The sequence below is a fragment of the Mesorhizobium quangtriensis genome, assembly GCF_040081925.1.
GTDB classification, from domain to species: Bacteria; Pseudomonadota; Alphaproteobacteria; order Rhizobiales; family Rhizobiaceae; genus Mesorhizobium_K; species Mesorhizobium_K quangtriensis.
The window spans coordinates 590,161-613,303 of the sequence record NZ_JBEBMF010000002.1 but is presented as its reverse complement, the minus strand read 5'-3'; the positions used below and the strand labels follow the sequence as shown (position 1 = coordinate 613,303).

The 23,143-nt window shown below is 62.7% G+C and carries 22 protein-coding genes; 7 read left to right on the top strand and 15 right to left on the bottom strand.

Annotated features, from left to right (window positions below):
• Positions 1-40: 40 nt before the first annotated feature.
• A complete protein-coding gene (locus ABMA32_RS11680) occupies positions 41-967 on the bottom strand; it encodes an alpha/beta fold hydrolase (protein WP_349013930.1) in 927 nt (308 codons plus the stop codon).
• A 192-nt stretch (positions 968-1,159) separates the two neighbouring features.
• Here ABMA32_RS11680 and ABMA32_RS11675 point away from each other — a divergent pair, with 192 nt between their 5' ends.
• A complete protein-coding gene (locus ABMA32_RS11675; RefSeq protein WP_349013929.1) occupies positions 1,160-2,086 on the top strand; it encodes an ABC transporter ATP-binding protein in 927 nt (308 codons plus the stop codon).
• Complete coding sequence (locus tag ABMA32_RS11670) at positions 2,083-2,844, top strand: ABC transporter permease (RefSeq protein WP_349013928.1); 762 nt, start codon at positions 2,083-2,085, stop codon at positions 2,842-2,844. The genes ABMA32_RS11675 and ABMA32_RS11670 overlap by 4 nt, the downstream gene beginning before the upstream one ends.
• Here the strand turns inward: ABMA32_RS11670 and ABMA32_RS11665 are convergent.
• Together ABMA32_RS11665 and ABMA32_RS11660 are read right to left on the bottom strand one after the other, a co-directional pair.
• Positions 2,841-3,161: an alpha/beta fold hydrolase gene (locus tag ABMA32_RS11665; RefSeq protein ID WP_349013927.1), complete on the bottom strand. Its 321-nt coding sequence runs from the start codon at positions 3,159-3,161 to the stop codon at positions 2,841-2,843. The genes ABMA32_RS11670 and ABMA32_RS11665 overlap by 4 nt on opposite strands.
• The gene (locus ABMA32_RS11660) at positions 3,162-3,602 is read right to left on the bottom strand and encodes a glyoxalase superfamily protein (protein WP_349013926.1); all 441 of its coding nucleotides are present in this window, start codon (positions 3,600-3,602) and stop codon (positions 3,162-3,164) included.
• Between the two features lie 254 nt (positions 3,603-3,856).
• On the opposite strand from ABMA32_RS11660, the gene ettA reads away from it, so the two are divergent.
• Complete coding sequence (ettA, locus tag ABMA32_RS11655) at positions 3,857-5,506, top strand: energy-dependent translational throttle protein EttA (protein WP_349013925.1); 1,650 nt, start codon at positions 3,857-3,859, stop codon at positions 5,504-5,506.
• Between the two features lie 61 nt (positions 5,507-5,567).
• Here the strand turns inward: ettA and ABMA32_RS11650 are convergent, their stop codons facing one another.
• From ABMA32_RS11650 to ABMA32_RS11640, 3 genes are read right to left on the bottom strand one after another with little or no spacing between them, the layout of a single operon-like run.
• The gene (locus tag ABMA32_RS11650) at positions 5,568-6,380 is read right to left on the bottom strand and encodes a hypothetical protein (RefSeq protein ID WP_349013924.1); all 813 of its coding nucleotides are present in this window, start codon (positions 6,378-6,380) and stop codon (positions 5,568-5,570) included.
• A 37-nt stretch (positions 6,381-6,417) separates the two neighbouring features.
• Positions 6,418-6,678, bottom strand: coding sequence for a phosphopantetheine-binding protein (locus ABMA32_RS11645; RefSeq protein WP_349013923.1), 261 nt, complete (start codon positions 6,676-6,678; stop codon positions 6,418-6,420).
• Positions 6,671-7,600, bottom strand: coding sequence for a hypothetical protein (locus tag ABMA32_RS11640; protein WP_349013922.1), 930 nt, complete (start codon positions 7,598-7,600; stop codon positions 6,671-6,673). Before ABMA32_RS11640 ends, ABMA32_RS11645 begins: the two co-directional genes overlap by 8 nt.
• 257 nt (positions 7,601-7,857) lie before the next feature.
• Here ABMA32_RS11640 and ABMA32_RS11635 point away from each other — a divergent pair, with 257 nt between their 5' ends.
• Entirely contained in the window at positions 7,858-8,475 is a 618-nt protein-coding gene (locus tag ABMA32_RS11635; protein ID WP_349013921.1) for an MOSC domain-containing protein, read from the top strand.
• Positions 8,476-8,498: 23 nt separating this feature from the next.
• On the opposite strand, the gene ABMA32_RS11630 is transcribed toward ABMA32_RS11635, so the two are convergent.
• Entirely contained in the window at positions 8,499-8,813 is a 315-nt protein-coding gene (locus ABMA32_RS11630) for a DUF2293 domain-containing protein (protein WP_349013920.1), read from the bottom strand.
• Positions 8,810-9,319, bottom strand: a complete 510-nt coding sequence (tsaA, locus tag ABMA32_RS11625) for a tRNA (N6-threonylcarbamoyladenosine(37)-N6)-methyltransferase TrmO (RefSeq protein ID WP_349013919.1) — start codon at positions 9,317-9,319, stop codon at positions 8,810-8,812. The genes ABMA32_RS11630 and tsaA overlap by 4 nt, the downstream gene beginning before the upstream one ends.
• 122 nt (positions 9,320-9,441) lie before the next feature.
• Between tsaA and ABMA32_RS11620 the strand changes: the two genes are divergently transcribed.
• Both ABMA32_RS11620 and metF read left to right on the top strand, forming a co-directional pair.
• Entirely contained in the window at positions 9,442-10,440 is a 999-nt protein-coding gene (locus ABMA32_RS11620) for a metalloregulator ArsR/SmtB family transcription factor (RefSeq protein WP_349013918.1), read from the top strand.
• Positions 10,440-11,354 (top strand): methylenetetrahydrofolate reductase [NAD(P)H], encoded by a 915-nt coding sequence (gene metF / locus ABMA32_RS11615; RefSeq protein WP_349013917.1) that lies wholly within the window; start codon positions 10,440-10,442, stop codon positions 11,352-11,354. Before ABMA32_RS11620 ends, metF begins: the two co-directional genes overlap by 1 nt.
• A 397-nt stretch (positions 11,355-11,751) precedes the next feature.
• Here the strand turns inward: metF and ABMA32_RS11610 are convergent, their stop codons facing one another.
• Positions 11,752-12,633: a DMT family transporter gene (locus ABMA32_RS11610; protein ID WP_349013916.1), complete on the bottom strand. Its 882-nt coding sequence runs from the start codon at positions 12,631-12,633 to the stop codon at positions 11,752-11,754.
• A gap of 249 nt (positions 12,634-12,882) precedes the next feature.
• Between ABMA32_RS11610 and ABMA32_RS11605 the strand changes: the two genes are divergently transcribed.
• Positions 12,883-14,103: an alanine racemase gene (locus ABMA32_RS11605; RefSeq protein WP_349013915.1), complete on the top strand. Its 1,221-nt coding sequence runs from the start codon at positions 12,883-12,885 to the stop codon at positions 14,101-14,103.
• Positions 14,104-14,109: 6 nt separating this feature from the next.
• Here the strand turns inward: ABMA32_RS11605 and ABMA32_RS11600 are convergent, their stop codons facing one another.
• The 6 genes from ABMA32_RS11600 to ABMA32_RS11575 form a co-directional block, all read right to left on the bottom strand.
• Positions 14,110-15,870 carry a saccharopine dehydrogenase family protein gene (locus ABMA32_RS11600; RefSeq protein WP_349013914.1) on the bottom strand — a complete coding sequence of 587 codons (1,761 nt, stop codon included), beginning with the start codon at positions 15,868-15,870 and terminating at the stop codon, positions 14,110-14,112.
• Positions 15,846-16,595 (bottom strand): glycoside hydrolase family 25 protein, encoded by a 750-nt coding sequence (locus ABMA32_RS11595; RefSeq protein WP_425475540.1) that lies wholly within the window; start codon positions 16,593-16,595, stop codon positions 15,846-15,848. Before ABMA32_RS11595 ends, ABMA32_RS11600 begins: the two co-directional genes overlap by 25 nt.
• Positions 16,596-16,843: 248 nt before the next feature.
• Positions 16,844-17,500, bottom strand: a complete 657-nt coding sequence (locus ABMA32_RS11590; protein WP_349013912.1) for a class I SAM-dependent methyltransferase — start codon at positions 17,498-17,500, stop codon at positions 16,844-16,846.
• Positions 17,500-18,744, bottom strand: coding sequence for a BtaA family protein (locus ABMA32_RS11585; RefSeq protein WP_349013911.1), 1,245 nt, complete (start codon positions 18,742-18,744; stop codon positions 17,500-17,502). Before ABMA32_RS11585 ends, ABMA32_RS11590 begins: the two co-directional genes overlap by 1 nt.
• A 68-nt stretch (positions 18,745-18,812) precedes the next feature.
• Positions 18,813-19,373, bottom strand: coding sequence for a cupin domain-containing protein (locus ABMA32_RS11580; RefSeq protein WP_349013910.1), 561 nt, complete (start codon positions 19,371-19,373; stop codon positions 18,813-18,815).
• Between the two features lie 71 nt (positions 19,374-19,444).
• Positions 19,445-23,089 carry a hydantoinase B/oxoprolinase family protein gene (locus tag ABMA32_RS11575; RefSeq protein WP_349013909.1) on the bottom strand — a complete coding sequence of 1,215 codons (3,645 nt, stop codon included), beginning with the start codon at positions 23,087-23,089 and terminating at the stop codon, positions 19,445-19,447.
• Positions 23,090-23,143 lie beyond the last annotated feature (54 nt).

Here is a 23,143-nt window from a genome sequence, read left to right as displayed (position 1 = left end):
CCATGCGGTGAGCCAGCGGGTCGATCGCCTTCGGCTGGCCCTAAAACTTCTTGGCCAGCCATTCCACGAAGTCGGTCATCACGATATCCCGGTTGATCTCGTTGAGGCTTTCGTGCCGGGTTTCGGCGTAAACCGTTGAAACCAGATTCGAAAACCCCATCCGTCTCAGCCGGTTTGCCAGGTCCGCCACGGCGGTGCCGCCATCCGTCGCCGGGTCACAGGCGCCTCCGACCAGATTGATCGGCAGGTCGCGCGGGATATGCGTGAAGTTCCGGTCGTCCGCGCCCCGGAAGACCATGTCGAACAGATCCTGCCAGAGCGAGACCGACGCGTCCCAGCCGCAGAGTGGATCGTCTATGTATTGGCGAACCTCGTCCCGATCGCGCGACAGCCAGTCGAATGGCGTCGAATGCCCCGGCACCCGGTTGCCCCATGCCTGGAAGGTGAGGCGTGGGAGCAGTCGGGATGGAACGTCCGAGCCCAGGCGAAACTTCTCCCACGCGAGAATCAGCTGCGCCACGCGTCCGAGCAATCCGGCGGAAAAATTGGCGTTCCAGATCGCGGCCGCGTCGATGCCCTCGGGGTACCGGACTAGGTAGTTCGTGGCGATAAGCCCGCCCATCGAATGCCCGAACAGGATGATCGGCAGCCCCGGTCGCTCGGTTCGTATCAGCGTGTGGATCGCGGCGACATCCTCCACCACTCGGCCGCTGCCGTTGGACGTCGCGAACCTGCCATGCTGCGCATCGGGCGCCGTCGTCAATCCATGCCCTCGATGGTCGTGCGCGTAGCTGTGAAAGCCATGCCCGGCCAGAAAATCGGCGAACCGGCCGTATCGGGCCGCGTGTTCAGCGAGGCCGTGGTTGATCTGGACGATGCCGCGCGGGTTCCCTTCGGCTGAGCGCGTGTAGAGGTTGAGCGACGCGCCGGTCGGCGAGACCACATGCCTTTGCGCATCGAATCCCATGAAAAACCTCGCCATCCCCCGGCAACGGGCGACCGCCGCCCACGTCTACCTTGCGGCATAGACCATCCCGGGAAGCGGCAGTTGCTGTCAACAGCACGCCAGCTTCGCCTTGCGGCAGGGGTGTGCGGACCTATATACGGGCACACTTCTCTCCCGCGCCGCCTCAAGGCGCTTGAACCTGATCCGGCCTTAATGCAGCCTGCAATCTCCATCGCCAATCTGTCGAAAACCTATGCGACCGGCTTCGAGGCGCTGAAGGGTGTCAACCTGGACATCCGCCATGGCGAGATTTTCGCGCTGCTCGGGCCGAACGGCGCGGGCAAAACCACGCTGATCAGCATCGTCTGCGGCATTGTGAACCCCGGCTCGGGCAAGGTTCTGGCCGACGGCCACGACATTGTCACGGATTTCCGCGCCGCTCGCTCGCTGATCGGCCTTGTTCCGCAGGAACTGACTACCGACGCCTTCGAGAGCGTCTGGGGGACCGTCAGCTTCAGCCGCGGCCTTTTCGGCAAGCCGAAGAACCCGGACTATATCGAGAAGATCCTGCGCGACCTGTCTCTCTGGGACAAGCGCGACAACAAGATCATGACGCTGTCGGGCGGCATGAAGCGGCGCGTCATGATCGCCAAGGCGCTCAGCCACGAGCCGAAAATCCTGTTTCTCGACGAGCCCTCGGCCGGTGTTGATGTCGAGCTGCGCCGGGACATGTGGGAAGTGGTGCGCCGCCTGCGCGATTCCGGCGTTACCATCATCCTCACCACGCACTATATCGAGGAAGCCGAGGAAATGGCCGACCGCGTTGGCGTCATCAACAAGGGCCAACTCGTGCTGGTCGAGGAAAAGTCGGTGCTGATGCGCAAGCTCGGCCGCAAGGAGCTGACGCTGCAACTGCAGGAGCCGCTGTCGGAGATTCCGCAAAGCGTTGCCGATTTCGCGCTCGAACTCTCGGGCGACGGAAGCGAACTGACATACAGCTACGATACCCAAGGCGAGCGCACAGGCATCACGCGGCTGTTCAAGGCCCTTGAGGCGGAGGGCATCCGCTTCCGCGACCTCGCGACGAAACAGAGTTCGCTGGAAGAAATCTTCGTTAACCTGGTGAGCCGCAAGCAATGAATTTTCACGCGGTCAAGGCGATCTACAAGTTCGAGATGTCGCGCACGCGGCGCACGCTGCTGCAGAGCGTCGTCTCGCCGGTTGTTTCGACCTCGCTCTATTTTGTGGTGTTCGGCTCGGCCATCGGCTCGCACATCAACGAGGTTGGTGGCGTAAGCTATGGCGCATTCATCGTGCCGGGCCTCATCATGCTGTCGCTTTTGACGCAGAGCATTTCCAACGCGTCCTTCGGCATCTATTTCCCGAAATTCACCGGCACGATCTACGAGCTTTTGTCGGCCCCGGTGTCGTTCATCGAAGTGGTCATGGCCTATGTCGGCGCGGCGGCCACCAAGTCGATCATGATCGGCCTGATTATCCTCGCAACCGCTTTCGTCTTCGTGCCGATGCGCATTGAGCATCCCGGCTTCATGTTGCTGTTTCTCGTGTTGACTGCCGTCACCTTCAGCTTGTTTGGCTTCATCATCGGCATCTGGGCTGACAATTTCGAGCGGCTGCAGCTCATCCCGCTGCTCGTCGTGACGCCGCTCACATTTCTTGGCGGCAGCTTTTATTCCATCGACATGCTGCCGCCGGCCTGGCGCACGATCAGCCTTTTCAACCCGGTGCTCTATTTGGTCTCGGGCTTCCGCTGGAGCTTCTTCGGTGAATCCGACGTCAGCATAGGGATCAGCCTCGGCATGACATTCGGCTTCCTGGCCGCCTGCATTGCCTTCGTCTGGTGGATTTTCAAGACCGGTTGGCGGATCAAGAGCTAGAGCGGCGCGAAGCTGGATCTGATCGCCTCGGCTACAAGCGCCGGCTGTTCCCAATGGACATTGTGGCCGCGGTCTTCGAGGCGAACGACGGACGCGTTCGGGAAGGCCTGCGCCAGTGCTCGCTGTTGCTCATCCCCGAAAAGGGGATCGTGCCCGCCGCCGATCATGAGCGGAGAAAACTTCCCAAGTTTTCCGGCCGAATCGACAAGATTGGCATTCTGGATCGCTCCAGGATACCTCTCCACCGTGCGGCCGGCATGTTTGACGCTTCCTCCGCGGGCCGGCAGATAGAGCGCCGCCGGTTCCTGCCATCTCATTCAGGCCCGCGCCACACGCATGTGCGGATGGCCGTCGCTGGTCTTTGCCGCCGAAACTCCGTCTGAGCCGATGGTTGCGGTGACGCGATGACGAAACGCCGAGAAGCTGTCGAAGGTCACGACGTCAACCGGTTCGTCGAACTGCAGCGTGATCTCGTAGGAACCGCCGCCATAGACTTCTCGTACGCCAAGGACGCGACCCGCGAAGGGCTTTTTCAAATAGCTGCCGGCAACCCGGTCTCCGACCTGCAACGGGACTTCGGGCAGGTTGGAAAGCCGCGCCGAAGCGGTGTTCCAGTCTCGATAGCCGAGTTCCGCGGCGACCTTTTCGAGCGCCGCGGAGTGGCTGATGGCTACGTTTCTGGCCGCGTGCTCGGCACGTATGGCCTGGGCGCGCAGTTTGGCTTGTTCCCGCGTCGCGGGCAGGGTTGGAGTATGCATGGCAAGCTTCCGTCATCCATGCGGTCGATGTCGCGGGTGCTCGCCTTGCCGCATGACCGCGATGATCGGGTCTCGCGAAGATTGGCCGGCGTTTGCCGGGAGGCTTCACCCTCGGAGCAAGTCCGGCGAGCGGCAGGCGCCTCTGGCCCGGCGCTCAGATAGGCTGATGCGATGGTGCCGTCAACCATTGCCGTTCTGCCCGCCATCGCCTAAATAGCGCGCAACTCTCCATCCAGATCAGGGATATCGCGCGCGTGGCACGCCAGTTCATCTATCACATGGCCGGGCTGAACAAGGCCTATGGCACCAAGAAGGTCCTCGACAACGTTCACCTGTCCTTCTATCCGGACGCCAAGATCGGCATTCTCGGCCCGAACGGCTCGGGTAAATCCACGATCCTGCGCATCATGGCAGGTCTGGACAAGGATTTTCAGGGCGAGGCATGGCTGGCCGAAGGCGCGACCGTCGGCTACCTGGCGCAGGAGCCGCAACTCGATCCGACCAAGACGGTTTTCGAGAACGTCATGGACGGCGTCGCCAAGAAGACGGCCATCGTCGAGCGCTACAACGAATTGATGATGAACTATTCCGACGAGACGGCGGAAGAGGGCGCTAAGCTCCAGGACGAGATGGACCGGCTCAACCTCTGGGATCTCGAGCAGCAGGTCGAGATGGCCATGGAGGCGCTGCAGTGCCCGCCGGGCGACTCCGAGGTTACCAACCTCTCGGGCGGCGAGCGCCGCCGCGTCGCGCTCTGCCGTCTGCTGCTCGAACAGCCAGACCTGCTGTTGCTCGACGAGCCGACCAACCATCTCGACGCCGAGACGACGCAGTGGCTGGAAAAGCACCTGCGCGACTATCCCGGCTCGGTGCTGATCATTACCCACGACCGCTACTTCCTCGACAATGTCACCGGCTGGATTCTCGAGCTTGATCGCGGCCGCGGCATCCCCTACGAGGGCAACTACACCAAATATCTCGACGCCAAGGCCAAGCGCCTCATCCAGGAAGGCCGCGAGGACGACGCCCGCCAGAAGGCGATCTGGCGAGAGCGCGAGTGGATCGCGTCGTCGCCCAAGGCGCGCCAGACCAAGTCGAAGGCGCGTATCAGCGCCTATGAGGACCTGCTGGAGCAGGCGCAGAACCGCAAGCCGACCGATACGCAGATCGTCATCCCGTCGTCCGAGCGACTCGGCAACCGCGTGATCGAACTCGAAGGCGTCAACAAGGGCTTTGGCGAGGAGCAACTGATCGAGAACCTGTCGTTCCGCCTACCGCCGGGCGGCATTGTCGGCGTCATCGGCCCCAACGGCGCCGGCAAGACCACGCTGTTCAAGATGATCACCGGGCAGGAAAACCCGGACGCGGGAAAGATCACCGTCGGCGAGACGGTGAAGCTCGGCTATGTCGACCAGAGCCGCGACGCGCTAGATCCCAACAAGACCGTCTGGGAAGAAATCTCCGGCGGCGCGGAGGTTATCAAGCTCGGCAAGCACGAGGTGAACAGCCGCGCCTACTGCTCGTCCTTCAACTTCCGCGGCGGCGACCAGCAGCAGAAGGTCGGTAACCTCTCGGGCGGTCAGCGCAACCGCGTGCACCTCGCCAAGATGCTGAAGAACGGCGGCAACGTGCTGCTGCTCGACGAGCCGACCAACGACCTCGACACCGAAACGCTCGGCGCGCTCGAAGACGCGCTGGAAGCCTATGCCGGCTGCGCCGTCATCATCAGCCACGACCGTATGTTCCTCGACCGCATGGCGACCCACATGCTCGCCTTTGAGGGCGATGCGCATGTCGAGTGGTTCGAGGGCAATTTTGAGGACTACGAAAAGGACAAGGCCCGCCGGCTCGGCCCGGAGGCAATGGTCCCCCACCGCATGACGCACAAGCGTCTGACGCGCTGAGGTTCGAAGAGGCCGGGAATTCCCGGCCTTTTCTTTTTTTGGCCTTCGCGACCGACGCACGTCAGATATCGAAGTAGAACGTTCGGCGTGGATCGAACCGTGACCTCTTCCTGACCAGCCCTTTCAGGACCTCCGCATCAGGCTTGCGGTCGAGGTCGAACAACTGGCGGTGGTATTCGTCCAGCCGCCGCGCCTTGTGCATCTCCTGAGGGAAGTTGTGCTCGTCCGATTGGATCGGCACTATGGTGCAGGCGGGAAAAACAGCTTCCAGGCGTCGCGCGTCTTCGGCGTCGTCGGCATCGCTCTCGCTGAACAGCGCGTAGCTCTCCACCGTCGAGTCTTGCCTGCAATGGCACAGGAGGTCGAACGACTGGGCGTAGGGCCTCCCTTGCAACATCCTGCCAATATTCCAGCTAAAGCGCCCGCCGGCGCTTATGGCGCGGTCGGCCTTCATCAACTGCCCCATCCGCAGGCCGACCAGTCCTCCATTGCTGATGCCGTAGGTTACGACCCGAGAATATTGTTTTGCCTCGGCGAATGTAGACAGACGATCGGCAAGCTGTGGAAGGGAGAGAGCGTAGCCCTGTACGCCCTGGTCGTACTGGACGTTGCGCGGATCCCACACCGTCAGCAGGTCTAGGCGCTTGTAGTCCAGGGTCTGCAGAATCGCGCCCACCGGAAGAAACAACCTGTTACCGCGTCCGCAAAATCCGATGATCAATGTCTTTGCTTCGCGATCGGCGGTGTAGAAGTTCACGTTGGCGGACAAGGTCTCCCGGCGGTATGGCTTGACCTGCCAAGGCATGACGAGCGGTCTGTGGCCGAACGAATGGCTCCAGACTTTCCTGTCCCGGTAAAGCTCCTGCGGCGTCATCAGCCCGACGTCGAAGGACTGGGGCTGTCGCTTGAAATTAATCACGCTTGGCAGCGTCGATCAGCGCCACCAAATCACGAAGGTTTTTGCAGCCGTTCACGGCTTCTTCGTTCAACTCCACCTCGAACGTCTCTTCGACCGCCATGATGAACTCCATGGTATCGAGGCTGTCGATGCCGAAGGACTCTATCGCCGCCGAGAGAATATCTTCGTCCGACATAGCGGCGCCGCGTTTTGAAACGTCCAGCCCGGTGATCTTTCGAAAGATTCCGACGCTGGTAACTGCGGTGTCATTCATGAATGCTGAGCTTCGCATGTTCAGGATAGGTGAAGGCGTAGTCTCCACGCCTCAATGTCATTTCGCCGAGCGTGAACTGCAAGGGAAGCGATGACAGCGCCTTGGTGACGCTGCGCCAGATGATAAGCGTCATAGGCTTGCCGATGCAGAGGTGCCTCCCTTTGCCAAAGAACAGATCGGCTTCGTCCCCCGTTACCTGCCGGGAGGTCGCGTCAATCATCAGGCGCACCTTCTGGTCTTTCGCGACCTTGAGTTCACCCATCTCGACGTCACGGTTTGCGACACGCTCGATGAAAGGGACACTGGTGGCTGGCAGGTTGGCAGGGAACGCGATGTCGCATAGGCGCACGCCGGGATTTTGCTCGAAAACATGCCAGAGGGAGAGCACAAGCGTACCCATCAGCGCGTCGTTGCCGAGGACATTCATCGCGACGGCGAATTCCGGTGTTGTCGGTATGAGATCGCGTCGTTCGGCAAAGGCGCAAGTAAGGTGCCGCAGGTCATGATTGACCTTCTTGCGTCTGTTCAGGCTCATGGCGCCGTCGAAAACCTGGGAAATATTCGTCTCCTTCAGGAACTCTCGTTCGTCGACCTTGAGCCAGCGGGAAAAAAGTTCGTAGAAAATCGGCCTTGCGAGGTGTCGCACCATCTCGATGTCCGCGCCGGCAACAAAAAGCGTCTCGGTCAAATCGCCTGCGAACTTTTCCATACCGTCGACGTTTTTGCGTGAGTCGGCGGACACGACCGCCATCATCTCTGTTCTCAGCCTTCGGTGCTCATCGCCTTCCTTGGAGAAAGGAATGTGGTCGAGCGCATCGATGGAGGCTTGCAAGTCGAGGCCGGTACGATCCGCAATCGTCCGATAGTGGTCAGCAAAGGCATTGATCCGGAAATCTTCTGACCGGAAGATGGCGGCGATCAAGTCCTTGTCGTATACGCAGATCAAGCCAAGGCTCTCGTCAAACCGAAAAGGCCTCAGCGCCGCATAGCGCTCCCGTCTGTCGGGTTGATGGTGCAGTGTGAGCATGCCTTGGGGGGACAGCCTGCTGGTTGTGGGCGGTCGCAAGTTAGCCTTTGAACCATCGAGGTGCAATCGCCGCCAACGGATCGATCAATCCATTTGGCTGGACCTAACCGTTGCAGTCTTCCATTTTTGGGGAATGAAACTCGAGACCCAACATGCCCGCTACTCTTTTTCCATCCGGCGATACGATCCGGATCGCGCCGGCCCGCAAGCTTGCGGCTCGCTTGGCCGGTCTTTATGCGGCTTTCAAGGGTAGCTTTCAGACCGAGCCGGTCGCCGAACTCGTGCTCGGCTTCGACGGGATCGCCGGCGACTACCATGCCGGAGAAACCCGGCGCTCGGGCGGGCGCGAACCCTGGTACGCGCGTGGCACGGAAATCCGCAACGAGCGACAGTTTTCGATCGTCTCAGCCGAAGAGCTTTCCGTCATCGCCTCGCGCATGGATCTGGCCGAACTGAAGCCGGAATGGATTGGCGCCAACCTCGTCATCGACGGCATTCCACATCTTTCCATGCTGCCCGCGGGCACCATGCTGTTTTTCAAAGGCGGCGTTACGCTCAAGATTGATGGGCAGAACCATCCGTGTCGGCTGGCGGGCCGTTCCGTGGCCGACAATGCCGGCATGGCCGACCGGGAGGCGGGGTCGCTGCTCTTTCCGAAGGCGGCAAAGCGCCTGCGCGGTCTTGTCGGCTGGGTCGAAAAGCCTGGAACGGTTGCGACAGGCGAAGAGATTTCCGTCCGCATACCCGAGCAATGGATTTACCACGCCTAGATGTGCGGGGAGGACGGCTGGACTTAAGCGCCCTCGTCGTCCGGATCGAGCAGGCGGGTGGCCCGCCACGAGGTCAGAACCTCGTTGGTGCGCTCCACCACAAAGAAGCGCGCCGAGTCGCGATCATAGCCTTCTGCCAGCAACTGCTCGTAGTCCGTGTGCTGATGGCGCACATGGGCGACCGTCGAAAGCCACACCGCGATCGAGGGCGGCAGGTCGCGCTTGTGCTTCGTGCTGGCTTCGGCGCGGATCGCCTCGATGTCGGCATAGGGCGCACCGGGCAACAGCAGCGTCAGCGCTTCCGCGATTGCCTTGCGGCGTTTCGTCGTCGCGATCACGGCGCATCCCTGTGGCGCGGGGGCATGGCTTCGGGGAAGCTTTCGGTCGATGCGAAGTAAGGCTTGATGTCAACAACGGGCGTGCCGTCGAGCGCGTCGATTGCATCGAGCGTCAGCAGCCCGGCGGCTTCGTCGAGGTAGACAAGCCCCACGACGTGCAGGCCGATCGGGTTTGGCCGTACCGGCGAGCGCAACGCGAAAACGCCTTTTGCTTCAGCCGCGTGGCGCGGTTTCTGGATGATCAGATTCCGCGCTCCTTCGCCCAGCCAGGACAGCACCACGATATGGCTGACACCGGCCAGTCCGCGCAGTCCCGGTCTGTAGGGCGGGTCGATCGCCAGCGTCGCTTGCCGGCCGGTCGCGCGGGCCGCGACCATGTTCTTCGGGCATTCGCCGCGCGTCTGCCAGGGCGAGCGGATGCGGCCGATGAAGATCAGTCCGGCATCGGATGACATTCCCGCCGGGTCTTCTTTCAGGGCGACCTCGCCCTCGCGCTGTTCAGCCATGCGCCGTCGTCCTCCGGAGCATTCGCGCCATTTTCTTGTCAGCAAACGACATTTGGGATTGCCATTTTGATGTTATCGACATAAAGATATGTTTATATGTCAATTGAACGGATCGCAACGGTATGACTTCAACCCTCGACGGGCTGGTCGATACGCTCAAGGCTGCGGCGGAGACAAGCCGTCTGCGCATCCTTGTCCTCCTTTCGCGCGGCGATCTCACCGTGTCCGACCTGACCGAAATCCTCAACCAGTCGCAGCCGCGCGTTTCCCGCCATCTCAAGCTGCTGCTGGAGGCCGGGTTGATCGGCCGCTATCAGGAAGGCTCATGGGCTTTCTTCCGCATCGCCGACGACGAGGCGGCGCGCGACTTCGTGCATGGCGTCGTGACACGCATCGACGGAGGCGACCCGCAGGTAGAGCGGGATTTCGAACGGCTTGCCGCCGTCAAGAATCGCCGGCAGGCGAGGGCCGCCGAGTATTTCTCCGCGAACGCCGCAAGCTGGGACGAGATACGCTCGCTGCATGCTTCTGATCGCGCCGTCGAGGCCGCGCTGCTGAAGCTCGTCGGCAAGCGGCCGTTCCAGTCCATGCTCGACCTCGGTACGGGTACCGGTCGCCTGCTCGAAATCTTCGCGCCGCTCTACAGGCGCGGCGTCGGCATGGACATGTCGCGTGAGATGCTGGCTGTGGCCCGCGCAAATCTCGACAGGGCGGGCGTCGCCCATGCGCAGGTGCGGCAGGGCGACATTTATGCGCCGCCCTTCGAGCGCGACAGTTTCGACCTCATCACCATCCACCAGGTGCTGCACTATCTCGACGATCCCGCGCTGGCGATCCGCGAGGCTTCACGCCTGTTGCGGCCTTCGGGACGCCTGGTCATCGTCGATTTCGCAAGCCACGCACTGGAATTTCTGCGCGAAGAGCACGCCCACATGCGCCTCGGCTTCTCCGATCGCCAGATCGCCGACTGGCTCGCTGAGAGCGGCCTCGATCTGGAAGCCAGCGAGGAGTTCGAACCGCGCGGCGGCGGCGAAGACCGCCTGACGGTGAAGTTGTGGCTCGCCCGCGACCGCCGGCTGCTCATCGCCGAACCCGCACGAGCAGAGAGGGAAACGGTCTGATGAACGCGCCTCGCCTGTCCCGGCGCTCCGACATCGGCGCAAAGCTGCATGTCTCCTTCGAGTTCTTCCCGCCGAAGACCGACGAGATGGAGGCGCGGCTCTGGGACACCGTCCAGCGCCTGGAGCCGCTGTCGCCCGAATTCGTCTCTGTCACCTATGGCGCGGGCGGTTCGACGCGCGAGCGCACGGAGCGCACCGTCCGGCGCATCCTGACCGAATCGAGCCTCATCCCCGCCGCCCATCTCACCTGTGTCGATGCGACCAGCGCCGAAGTCGACAAGGTGATCGGCGAGTTCGCCGACATGGGGGTCAGGCGCTTCGTTGCGTTGCGCGGCGACCCGGCTGCCGGCGTCGGCGAGCGCTACCATCCCCATCAGGGCGGCTACGCCAACGCAGCCGCATTGGTCGCGGCGCTTAAAAAGGCCGGCGAGTTCGACATCTCGGTCTCGGCCTACCCGGAAAAGCATCCCGAAAGCCCGGACTTCGCCACCGACATCGAGATGCTGAAACGCAAGGTCGACAACGGCGCGACGCGGGCGATCACCCAGTTCTTCTTCGACAATGATCTTTACGAGCGTTACGTCGAACGTGTCCGGCGGGCGGGCATCTATATCCCGATCGTGCCAGGCATCCTTCCGATCCACAATTTCGGGCAGGTCGCGAACTTCTCCGCCCGCTGCGGCGCGCATGTGCCGGCTTGGCTTGCCGAGCGCTTCGATGGTTTGCAGGGCGATCCCCAAACCCATGCATTGGTGGCCTCCGCCGTCGCGGCTGAACAGGTTATGGACCTGATCGAGCGCGGCGTTTCCGATTTCCATTTCTACACGATGAACCGCGCGGACCTGGTTTTTGCCGTCTGCCACATGATCGGCATCCGCGCCGCGCATTCCGATGGCGCGATCGCTGCGGCCTGAGCACCGTATCCCAATACGAAAAGGCCGGGCGCGAGCCCGGCCTTTCTGATTTCCCAGCTATTCCGAAGCTGCAGCTTACGGAATTACTCCCATTATGAGGGCGCCAATAAAAGCAAACGCAGCGCAAATCATCAGTGCATTGATCGGCCGTGTCAGTCCCATGCTCTAGCCTCCTCATTAGAGAACTATGTCGCGAGTCTAGGGGACAATGAGCAACAGGCAAGCGCAAATTTTGCTGCATTGCGGCGTGATTATGGAAAAACCTCCCACCTCGGGCGCATAAGTCTAGGGAATTTATAGACAATCGCGTTTATGGCGGTTGTGGAAAAAATTTGGCGGGACTGAGGCAGCGCTGCCCATGAGTCACGGAATGCCGTTGGGGGAGGAGCAATAATTTCTAGTTTCGACGGAGAATCCTTCTGTCGATCGTCACGAGGCCGAGCCCGATCAGCACCATGCCGGCGACCTCGAACGTCTCCAGCCGCTCTCCCAGGAAGATGAAGCCCAGCAGGATGGCGCTGACCGGGACGACGAGCGTCACGAGTGACGCGTTGGTCGCGCCCGCCGATCGAATCAGGCCGAAATAGAGGATGTAGGCGAAGGCGGTTGAAATGAGCGCCAGTGCCAGCACTGCGGCCCAGACATGTGGGCTTGCTGCAAGCAATCCCGATGGACCGTTCCAGATCAGCACGACCGGCAGCATGATCGCGGCCGAGGCCGTCAACTGACCTGCCGCAACGATGATGGGCGGAATCGCCTTGAACCGCCGAGCGAAGATCAGCGCGAAGGCGTAGGAAAGCGATGCGCCGACCATTGCGAATTTCGCCCACACGGGACCGCCAAGGCTCGCGACAAGCCCTGGTCCAACCATGACGGCCACGCCTGCGATGCCAAGCAGGACGCCGACAACCTTGTTCCAGGAGAGCTTCTCGTCGGCGGTCAACGCGTTGGCCAGCATGATCGTCCAGAACGGTGTCGTCGCGTTGAGAACAGAGGCGAGTCCAGCGCCCATTGCGGTCTGGCCGGCAAAGATCAGCGAGAAGGGAATCACGTTGTTGATCAGGCCCATCAGCAGGAAACTCCCCGCCAGCGGCAGCGCCAGCCGAAAGGATGGTCCCCTGACCGCCAGGTAGACATGAAGCGCCGCGGCGGCGATTGCCACGCGGAACAGAACCAGCGTCAGCGGGTGCATCTCGGCGACCGCGATGCGTGCGAAGAAGAACGAACCGCCCCAGACGCCGCCGAGAAGAAGCAGCTTGGCCCAGTCCAACGCGGACATGCCCCTTTGCACAGGCGATGCTGGATTGACTGGCGTCACGGCGTTCTCACGGGCTGCTAACCCAGCTAACAGCGACCATGCCTGGCTTGCCACCCGTTTCAGGTGCCTGCCGCAATAGTTTTCAGTCGGTGGCCTTCCGCATCGGCAAATGTCATCAAGGCGTCGTCCAAGCCGTTTCTTTCCATCTTGGGCGCATTGCCCTAGATTCCGCCGCCGGTGCGGAAATCCGGCGATCCTCGGGAGAAGTCATTGCAGCGATTCGAGAATGCCCGCGAGGCGGCCCTGAAGCTTCGTCCGGATGAGCCCGTCTACTGCTTCCGGCCGGACGTCCTGAAGGCCGATGCACGGCAGTTCATGGACATGTTCCCCGGCAAAACCGCCTATGCCGTCAAGACCAATGGCGAGCAGATCGTCCTGAAGGCGCTGGTCGAGGCCGGCGTTACGGCTTTCGACGTTGCCTCGCCTGGCGAGTTCGCCGCCGTTCGCGCCGTATCAGCTGATGCCGAGATGCTGTACATGCACCCGGTCAAGGCGCAGTCCGACATCCGGCTTGCACTGGAAAAATACGCCATCCGCGTCATCGCGATCGATCATGAGGACGAGATCGCGAAGCTGACGCGGGTCGTGCGCGCCCTCGACATCGACCCGGGATCGCTCGACGTTTTCGTCCGTATCCAGACCAAGGGGTCGGCGGCCTACGAACTGTCGAAGAAGTTCGGCGCTGGACCGGCAAACGCCGTGGAACTCGCGGAGCGGCTCAATCGTAGCGGTTACAGGGTCGGCCTCTGCTTCCATGTCGGCAGCCAGATCGAGGACCCCGACACCTACGAGCGCGCGCTCGCCACTGCCGATTGGATCCGCAACCGGCTGACCTTTCCACTTGCAGGTCTTGATGTCGGCGGCGGCTTTCCCGCCGAATATGGCAACGACCCGAACCGCAAGCAGGTCGAGATGCCCTCGCTCGGGCAGATCATGTCGCGGCTGTCAGGCGATCTCAGGGAATACGGCTTCGACCAGATGCCGCTGGTCGCCGAGCCGGGCCGGGTGATCGTCGCGCGCTGCCTGTCGCTCATCGTGCGCGTCCTGCTGCGCAAGGGCAGGCGGCTCTACATCAATGATGGCATCTGGGCGTCGCTGTCAGATTCATGGACGGGCAAGATCACGCTGCCCGCCCGCTTCATCCCCGACCCGGCAATCCGCTCGCGTAACGGCAGCGAGAAGAACATCGTGCCGTTCAAGGTCTGTGGCGCGACCTGCGATTCGGTCGACATCCTGTCGCGGCCATTCTGGCTGCCGGAAACCGTCGATACCGGCGACTGGATCGAGATCGGCCATATCGGCGCCTATTCGCTATCGCTACGGACTCGCTTCAACGGCTTCTATCCCGACACGTTTGTCGAGGTGACGACGCCGTTCGACGAAGGCGACGCCCCGCAGGGCTTTGCCAGCCTGGAGACGATGGCCGACTGACGCCGCTCAGTCTGTAGCGGGCTCGAGCCTGCCTTTGTAGGCGACGATCAGGCCGATCAGCGGCATTGATATCTCGACGTTGAAGCAGAACTGCCCGTCTTCCTCCGCTTCGAAGGTCGACCCGCCGGGCAGCAGGAAGCGCGGCATCGGGATCCCGAGCACCGACCATCGTCGCGGAACAAGAAAGAGGCGACCCTCCTGCACCACAAGGGCGAGTGCGAAGGTCGCGATCCCAAAGCGCTCCATCAGCAGGTGTTCGTTCCTGCCGGTCCCTGCCCATTGCAGCGATGAGAAGGACTTGCCGTCGAAGGTGCGGGTCCAGCGTTCGGCATCGTTCTCCGGTGTAAAGGCAACCGTCACAGGCACGCGCGCCGCCGCTTTCGGAAATCCGACGAATGCCGCAGCGAGCGCGGCCAGAGGGCCGCGACCTCGCCGCACCTCGGCAAAGCCCCTCCATTGGCGGGGCTCTGTGCTGTCGTGCAATTGCTGCAGACGCGGAGGAAGTGCTGAGAAGGCCGTGCCGAGGACCTTGCGATAGAGCGGTGCATCTGCAATGCGCTCGCGAAAGCCGGTGAAGATGGTCCGTCGCCGAAACAGCGCGTCGTAGTCGGCGAGTTCAAGCGCGCGAACCGCCGACCGCGCGCCCGGCGCCGGCCGTTCGCCAGACAACATTTTGCGGATGACCCCTTCGGCAGCCATGGAAGGAATGTGCGGCCCCGCATCGCCCTCGGCCAGCATATGCCAGCTTCGCTCGACCTCTCGGCCATCCGCGATGCCGCGCGCCCGCGCGAACATGCCGCCGCGATGTTCGCCGAAGCGCATCCGGTTCAGCACCCAATGGAACAGCCCCGACAAAGGCTCCAATGAAGGAAGCCGGAGCCTGTATCGCGCTTTCGCAATCATGTTCAGGGCGCGGAGCAGGGTTTCGGGCATCGTACCTGCCCCCATCCAGATGTCCGTCATGGCAGGATGTTCGGGCGGTATGACCTGCAGGTCTGGCACGTCGACCAGCGAGAAACGGGTGTTGCGCAGCGGCAGTCGGCCCGGAACGGCGATCGTGAACCGCATGCTCTCGGCCAGGCCGATGCCGTACGATGGCCTTCCGTTCCGGCGCAGCTTGACTGGAGCGCCGGCGTAGCTCGTCACTGCACGCATCACGTTGAGCCCGATGCCAGCGCGAGGCGAGGGTGCGACGCCACCTTCGACCGATACGATATCCATGGTCTTCGCAATTTCGCGCAGGACTGCCGCCGTCAGCACCGGAAAGCTGCTGACCCCCGACAGCACGAAGGTGCCTGCGTCCTTCGCCGCACCGTCGAATTGCGACACGCCAGCCACGAAATCGGAGGCATCGGCAAAGTCGAGATAATCGATGCCTGCTTCGATGCAGGCCGTTATCACCCGATAGCGATCGGCCCCATAATCCTGGAATGGTCCGGACGCATCAACGACGAGATCAGGTTTTTGGGTACGCAGCGCCTTCACAATGTCGGCACGGTCCAACGCAAGTGGATGAACTTTGGCCGCGCCCTTGTACTGTGCGCAGAACGCGTCTGCCCGCGCGAGGTCGCGCCCGCAAATGATGAGATTGATGCCGGGGATGTCGGCCAGGAGTTCCGCAAGCCGCCCGCCGAAGACGCCGTAGCCTCCGAGGATCAGGATTTTCAGATGTGGACTGCGCGCTTGGCTGGAAGTTGTGTCGGCCCGACCCGCAAAACCATGCTGTTTTGCGGCAGTCTCCGTCACGTCGAATGCGCTTTCAGCCATTTCCTCCAGGCGGCCATGTCGCCGTTGAAGACGTTGATGTCGGCGTTGCCGCGTATGCCCGGAATGACGCCGGTGCCGGTGTACTGCCAGAAGGTGAAGGGGTGGTCGCCGTATTTTTCCGTCGGGTGGCCCGCCACCGAGCGCAGCCAGTAGGGATAGCCGCGAAACTTGGACAGTTCGTTGTCGTCGAAGAAATCGATCGATGTGTAGATGATCGGCTTCTTGCCGTAATGCTTCTCGACGATGTCGAGGAAGATCTTCATCTCCTTGCGCACCGTCTCCGCGTCGGGCCTCAGCTTGCAACTCGGCGACGTGTGGTTCCATTCCATGTCGAGCACGGGCGGCAGCGAGCCGCGTTCCCTAGGCACATGCTGGATGAACCAGCGCGCCTGCTCGGCGGCCGGCCGGCAGAAATAGTAGAAGTGGTAGGCGGAGCGCGGGATGCCGGCGGCTCGGGTGGCGCGCCAGTGTTCATCGAAATAGTCGTCGACGCGGTCGCCGCCTTCGGTCGCCTTGATGAAGGCGAACGAAATACCGCTCGCCTTTGCCTGCTGCCAGTCGACCGAGGTCTGGTATTTCGAAACGTCCGTTCCGTGCACGGCATAGTTCCAGGGCGCTCCGCCTTCCCACTCATGCGGGTCGGTGTCGCCGAAGCGCGGATTGCTGACGGCGACCTGTCCTGACGGGACCGACGTGGGTGCTGCTGAGGGCGTCGGCGAATCCATCGCCGAACAGCCGGCGAGGGCAAAAAGCGCGGCGACAGCGAGGGCGCGCCATCGCACGTCGCGTACGATATCAGCCATACCGTCGAAATGCCCTTGCGACATCCGCCCCCGACCCGCCTGCGGAACGAAACGTTCCGGTGCCTTCCGTGATCGGCCATCATGGTTGATTTTCCGTTGATGGCATGCCGGAAGGCCGCAAATTGCCAGAGGCAATGTCGACAAATCGATGGCGGAAGAATGGCGGCGGATTATGCTTTCGTCAGCACCGAATGCACCGCGTAGCCGCGATAAAGCGAATCAAATCTGAGGCTTTTGCCGGCGCGGCGCGATTCCGCTTCAAGCACTTCACGCAATGAATCGCGGGGCGAAACGTGGAATTTCGCCAGCCAAGCCCGCAGCGCGCCCTTGAACCAGCCGGGCAGGCGCTCCTGCCGTCCGAAGTCGACGACATGCAGCGAGCCGCCTTCGTTCAGCGCCTCGAGCGCGGCCGCGATGGTGCGCCGCCATTCGGGGATCATGGACAGCGAGTAGGAGATGAAAATCCGATCGAAGCCGGCGAGACCAAAAAGCTTTTCGGGATCGAAGGCCGTTGCATCGCCGCGGGCGAGGCCTACGCGCGAGGACAGGTCACGCTTGCCGATCGACACAGCAGCCGTCTCCAGCATCTCTGCCGAGATATCGAGGCCGTGAAAACGGGCGTCCGGATAAGCCTGCGCTGCCTGGATCAGGTTGCGTCCCGTGCCACAGCCGAGTTCGAGAACCGATCCACCTGGAGGGGCGTCCAGCCGATCGATCAGTCGATCGCGGCCGAGCAGGTAGTATTTGCGGGTCAGGTCGTAGAAATGGCGCTGGTGGCGATAGACGCCGTCCATCAGTTCGGCGTGGGAATGTTCGATGGCGCTCATCACGCGGCCTTTTCGTAGAGGTGGAAACCGCCATAAATCGCCGAGCGGTCCCGCGCATGGAAGCTGCGCGAATCCTCCTCGGCGTAGCGCCACTGCGCCAGCAGCGACTCCGAGATGCGGCCGGGCAGGACGCTGTCTTCGGCGGCTGTGCGGAAGATTACGCGCGCGCCGGGTGCCGCCGTGCGGCTGATCTCCGTCCACAGCGCGTTGAGCTGGTCGTCCGTCATCCAGTCCTGCGCATCAAGCAGGACGTAGCGGTCGACTGACGCGGCGGGCTTCTTCGCCAGCAATTCGGTGAAATTGATGTGATGGACGACGACGCGACCCGCGTTGGTTCTGATCTTGTCGTAGTTCTGCTTGTCGAGATACGCGGGCAGGGTGCCTTGGCCTTGCGCAGGGTAGCGGCGCGCGAAAGCCTGCCAGGCGAAATAGTTGTCCTTCAAGGGAAAGTCGCAGGCGAGCTTTTCCAGCCGCGCCTTCAGCACGCTCGCCATCGTCCCGTCGCCCGAGGTGATCAGCGAGTCATACTGCGCCGGCGGAATGCCGAGACCGAACAGCGAGGATTTGCGCGACAGGATCATCTTCATCAGTCGCTTCTCGAAGACCGGCGCCAGTTCCTCCTCGAAGAAGCGGCGCTGGGTCTCAATGTCGTTTGCCTTGAGAATTTCCGAAGGATCGACGCCGTACAGCTTCGCGGCGCGATGGCCGGCCGCGATGAACAGGCCAAGCAGGCCGGTCTGGTAGAAATTGCGATTAAAGGTCTCGATGCGCCGGCGTCCGCGCAGGTTGCGCTTTTCCCAATAGCGCCTTGTGGCGGCGTCGAGCTTTGGCGCGAGGAAGCGATCGTAAGCGACGGAATTGGTGCTGGTGCCGGCTTCGCCGAAGAAGCGGAAGAGGTCCGCCTGTGCCGGCAGGTGCGTCACAGCCGCGAGCTTCAGCTTGTTGAGCGCGATATGCGCGGTGTTGAGGTCAACCGCGTCGATTTGCGCCGGCGAGCGCGTGAGATAGGCGAGGATGTTGCAGCCGCCGGATGCGATCGTGACGATGCGATGGCCTTCGGCCAGTTCCATCGCCTCCATGTCGATATCCGGGTCTTCCCAGATTTGCGGGTAGACGAGACCGGTGAAGAGCAGCGCGAAAAGCCGCTCCGAGAGGCCTGCGCGCGACAGCGCCCTGTTCTGGTAGACGGCCTTTCCGAGATGGCGGTTCCTGCGGAAGCGAAGCTCGCTCGAAACGTCGGTCATGGAGGCCCGAATCCCCGTTGCACGTTCCGCAAGCGGGTATCGCGGGCCGATGACAGCCGCGTGACAGGCTAGGGCAGTGCTTCGTCGCAGCCGAGCAACGCCCTCAGCAATGGCCCGTCGTCACCCCAGACCGGATCGGTCAACGGCTTGGCGATGGCTTTGATCTGCCTGAGCATGGCATCGTCATAGCCAGAAGAATCCCGCACGACGGTGTAGTTCCCCTGGCCCGGGGGATACGCTCCGCAGATCAGGAAACCATCGCGCATTGCAAGGCGCCGGTGGCCGAAGCCGGGCGGCAGGATCATCACATCGCCGGCTTTGACTTCGACGGTCTCACCCTGCGGCCCGCCGAGCATCAGCGTCGCCGACCCTCGCGCGACCGCCAGCGCTTCGAAGGCATCGGGATGGAAATGATGATAGTCGAAGACGATCCAGCTCCACGTGTGGCCCCAGCCGTTGTGTTCCATCAGTCCGCGCACGGCCCGCTCGTCGTGCGCGCCTGCGAGCACGTTTCGTGCGATGACGGCCGGATGGTCAGAGTTGTTGGGTACCCGATCGCCCGCCGGAATTTTCAGGCGGACGATCTCGACCTGATCGATAGGCCGGGGAAGGGGGATTTGCTGGTTCATCCACGCATCCTCCGTCAAATCCCCTTGCAACTGCAACCCACGCAAATGACAGCGTTGCTGTCCGCTGCCGTCTAGGCTTTGCCGAACCCGCCCGCCGTTGGGGTCGTGACGATCACCGCCTCGCCGCGTTGCAGTACAGTCTGGTCGCAGGCCTTCAGAGTCTCTATGCGACCGTCAGCTCTGCGTACCTCGGTCTTGCCGGGCATGCCGTTGCCGCCGCCTGCGATCCCTTCCGGCGGGCGGTTGCGGTGCGACGAGAGGATCGCGCATTCCATCTTCTCGAGGAAGCGGATCGTGCGCTTGGTGCCGTCGCCGGCGCTCCACTTGCCCTTGCCGCCGGAGCCCTCACGGATGTGGAAGTCTTCCAGCAGCACCGGGAAGCGCAGTTCCAGCACCTCCGGGTCGGTCAGGCGCGAGTTGGTCATGTGCGTGTGTACGCCCGACGTGCCGCCAAAACCACGGCCGTCGTTCATCTGGCCGGCCGGCGAGCCCGAGCAGATCGTCTCGTAGTACTGGTAAGTCGCGTTGCCGTAGGTGAGGTTGTTCATCGTGCCCTGCGCATTCGCCAGCGCGCCCATCGCGCCGAACATGGCGTTGGTAACGTGCTGCGATGTCTCGACATTGCCGGCGACGACGGCGGCCGGATAGGACGGCCGCAGCATGCAGCCTTCGGGGATGATGATGTTGATCGGCCGCAGGCACCCCGCGTTCATCGGGATGTTGTTCTCGACCATGACGCGGAATGCATAGAGCACGGCCGCGCGCGCGACCGGCTCCGGCGCGTTGAAGTTGTTCTTCATCACCGGCGACGTGCCGGTGAAATCCACCGTCGCCTCGCGCTTGCTGCGGTCGACAGTGATCTTCACCCGGATCGCCTGGCCGGTGTCGGTCGGATATTCGTATTCGGAGCTGTCCGGCAGGCGTTCCAGCACGCGGCGCACGCTCTCGGCGGCGTTGTCCTGGACGTGGCCCATATAGGCTTCGACCACGTCCAGCCCGAAATGCGCGACCATCTTCCTCAGTTCTGCCACGCCCTTCTCGTTGGCGGCGATCTGCGCCTTCAGGTCGGCGATGTTCTGCGCAGGGTTGCGGCAGGGGTAGGGGTGGTCGGTCAGGATGCCGTGCAGTTCCTGCTCCATGAAGGTACCGCGATCGACGATGCGGAAATTGTCGATTAGAACGCCTTCCTCGTCCACCGTGGTCGCCAGCGGCGTCATCGAACCCGGCGCGCTGCCGCCGACATCGGCATGGTGACCGCGCGAGGCCGAATAGAAGAGGATTTCCTTGCCGGCGTCGTCGAACACAGGCGTCACGACCGTGATGTCGGGCAGGTGGGTGCCGCCATTGTAGGGCGCGTTTAGCGCGAACACGTCGCCCGGATGGATATCGCCCTTGTTCAGGCGGATGATCGTCTCGACCGATCGGTCCATCGATCCCAGGTGCACCGGCATGTGCGGGGCGTTCGCGACCAGCGCGCCGGTCCGGTCGAACACGGCGCAGGAGAAGTCGAGCCGCTCCTTGATGTTCACCGACGATGCCGTGTTCTGCAGCGTCACGCCCATCTGCTCGGCGATCGACATGAACAAGTTGTTGAACACTTCCAGCATGACCGGATCGGCTTCCGTGCCGAGCGCGGCCTGCCGTTGTTTCCTTTCCGTGCGTGACAGCAGCACATGGTCCTTGGCGGTGATTTCCGCGCCCCAACCGGGCTCGACGACGATGGTCTGGTGGCTCTCGATGACTAGCGCCGGCCCGGCAATCTTCTGGCCCGGCTTCAGCGCCTCGCGGCGGAACACGGCAGTATCGTGCCATTCGCCGGCGCAGAACATCTTGCGCGTCTCGGCCGCCTTGGCGGTCTCGCTGGAAATCTCCCGGTCGGTTTCGTCGCGACCCGAGACGCGGCCGTCCTGGCCCTGGATTTCCACGGTTTCGATCACCAGCTTCCGGTCCGGGTAGGTGAAGCCGAACTGTGCCTTGTGCGAGCTCTCGAACGCCCTGCGGGCGCCGGCTACAGAAAGGCCGGCATAGTTGATCGGCAAGGCCGTATCGGTGCCGTCGTAGCGAACATGCAGAATCGGCCGCCACGAGACCATGTCTTCCGGGACGCCCTGCGCTCCGAGTTCCGCAAACACTGGCTCACGCAGCGCGTCGATCGCGTCGTCGATCTCGACAGCGGTTTCGGCGGCCAGCGGCCGGATGAAGCCCTGCTGGCGTGACGCGAAGACGCCGGACATGCCGATGCCGTAGGCCGACAGCAGGCCTGAGAACGGATGGATCAGCACCGACTGCATGCCGAGCGCATCGGCCACGAGGCACGCATGCTGGCCGCCGGCCCCGCCGAAGCAGTTCAGCAGGTAGCCGGTCACGTCATAGCCGCGCTGCACGGAGATTTTCTTGATGGCGTTGGCCATGTTCTCGACGGCGATGGTCACGAAACCTTCCGCCACCGCCTCCGGCGTCCGCCCGTCGCCGATCTCGCCCGCAAGTGCGGCGAATTTCCCGCGCACCGTTTCGGTGTCCAGCGGCTGGTCCTGTCCGGGACCAAAGATCGCCGGGAAGAAGTCTGGTTGCAGCTTGCCGAGCATCACGTTCGCGTCCGTGACTGCCAGCGGCCCGCCGCGCCGGTAGCAGGCAGGGCCGGGGTTGGCTCCGGCTGAATCCGGACCGACACGAAAACGTCCCGCATCGAAATGCAGGATCGAGCCGCCGCCGGCTGCGACCGTATGGATCCGCATCATCGGCGCGCGCACGCGCACGCCGGCCACCTCGGTGTCGAAGGCACGCTCGTACTCCCCGTCATAATGGGCGACATCGGTGGACGTGCCGCCCATGTCGAAGCCGATCACCTGCTCGAAGCCGGCAAGCTTCGCCGTCTCAACCATGCCGACCACGCCGCCCGCCGGCCCCGACAGCAGCGCATCCTTGCCCTGGAACATGTCCGCCGCCGTCAGCCCGCCCGACGACATCATGAACATCAGGCGGGGGGTATCGGCTGAGTTGGAGACACCCAACTCTCCCGCCACCTGGCTTACATAGCGGCGCAGGATGGGCGACAGGTAGGCGTCCACAACCGTCGTGTCGCCGCGACCGACGAGCTTCACCAACGGCGACACCTCGTTGCTGACCGAAATCTGCGAGAAGCCCGCCTTGCGGCAGACCTTCGCGACCGCCTTCTCGTGGTCGGGGAATTTCCAGGCATGCATGAAGACGATCGCTACCGCGTCGATGCCGTCTTTCTTGGCCTGTTCGATCGCCGGTTTGACCGCCTCAATGTCGAGCAGCTTTTCCACGGTGCCGTCGGCGCGTACGCGCTCCTCGACCTCGATCACCCGCTCATAGAGCTGTTCGGGCAGGATGATCTCCTTGGCGAAGATGTCGGGCCGCGCCTGATAGGCGATGCGCAGCGCGTCGCGGAAACCCTTGGTGATCAGCAGCAGCACGCGGTCGCCCTTGCGCTCCAGCAGTGCGTTGGTAGCCACCGTCGTGCCCATCTTGATCTCGCCGACCGCACCGGCGGGAAATGCCTCGCCGGATTTCAGGCCGAGCAGGTCACGGATGCCCTGGATGGCTGCGTCGCGATAGGCCTCCGGGTTCTCGGAAAGCAGCTTGCGCGCATGAAGCCCGCCCTCTGGGTCACGTCCCACAATATCCGTGAACGTGCCACCGCGATCGATCCAGAAATCCCAGCTGCCTGAATCCCGGTTACTGGTCGACATCAGCGCTCTCCGAATGTCCCGTTGATTTTCTCGAGAAGTGGCGTACAAAGCAGA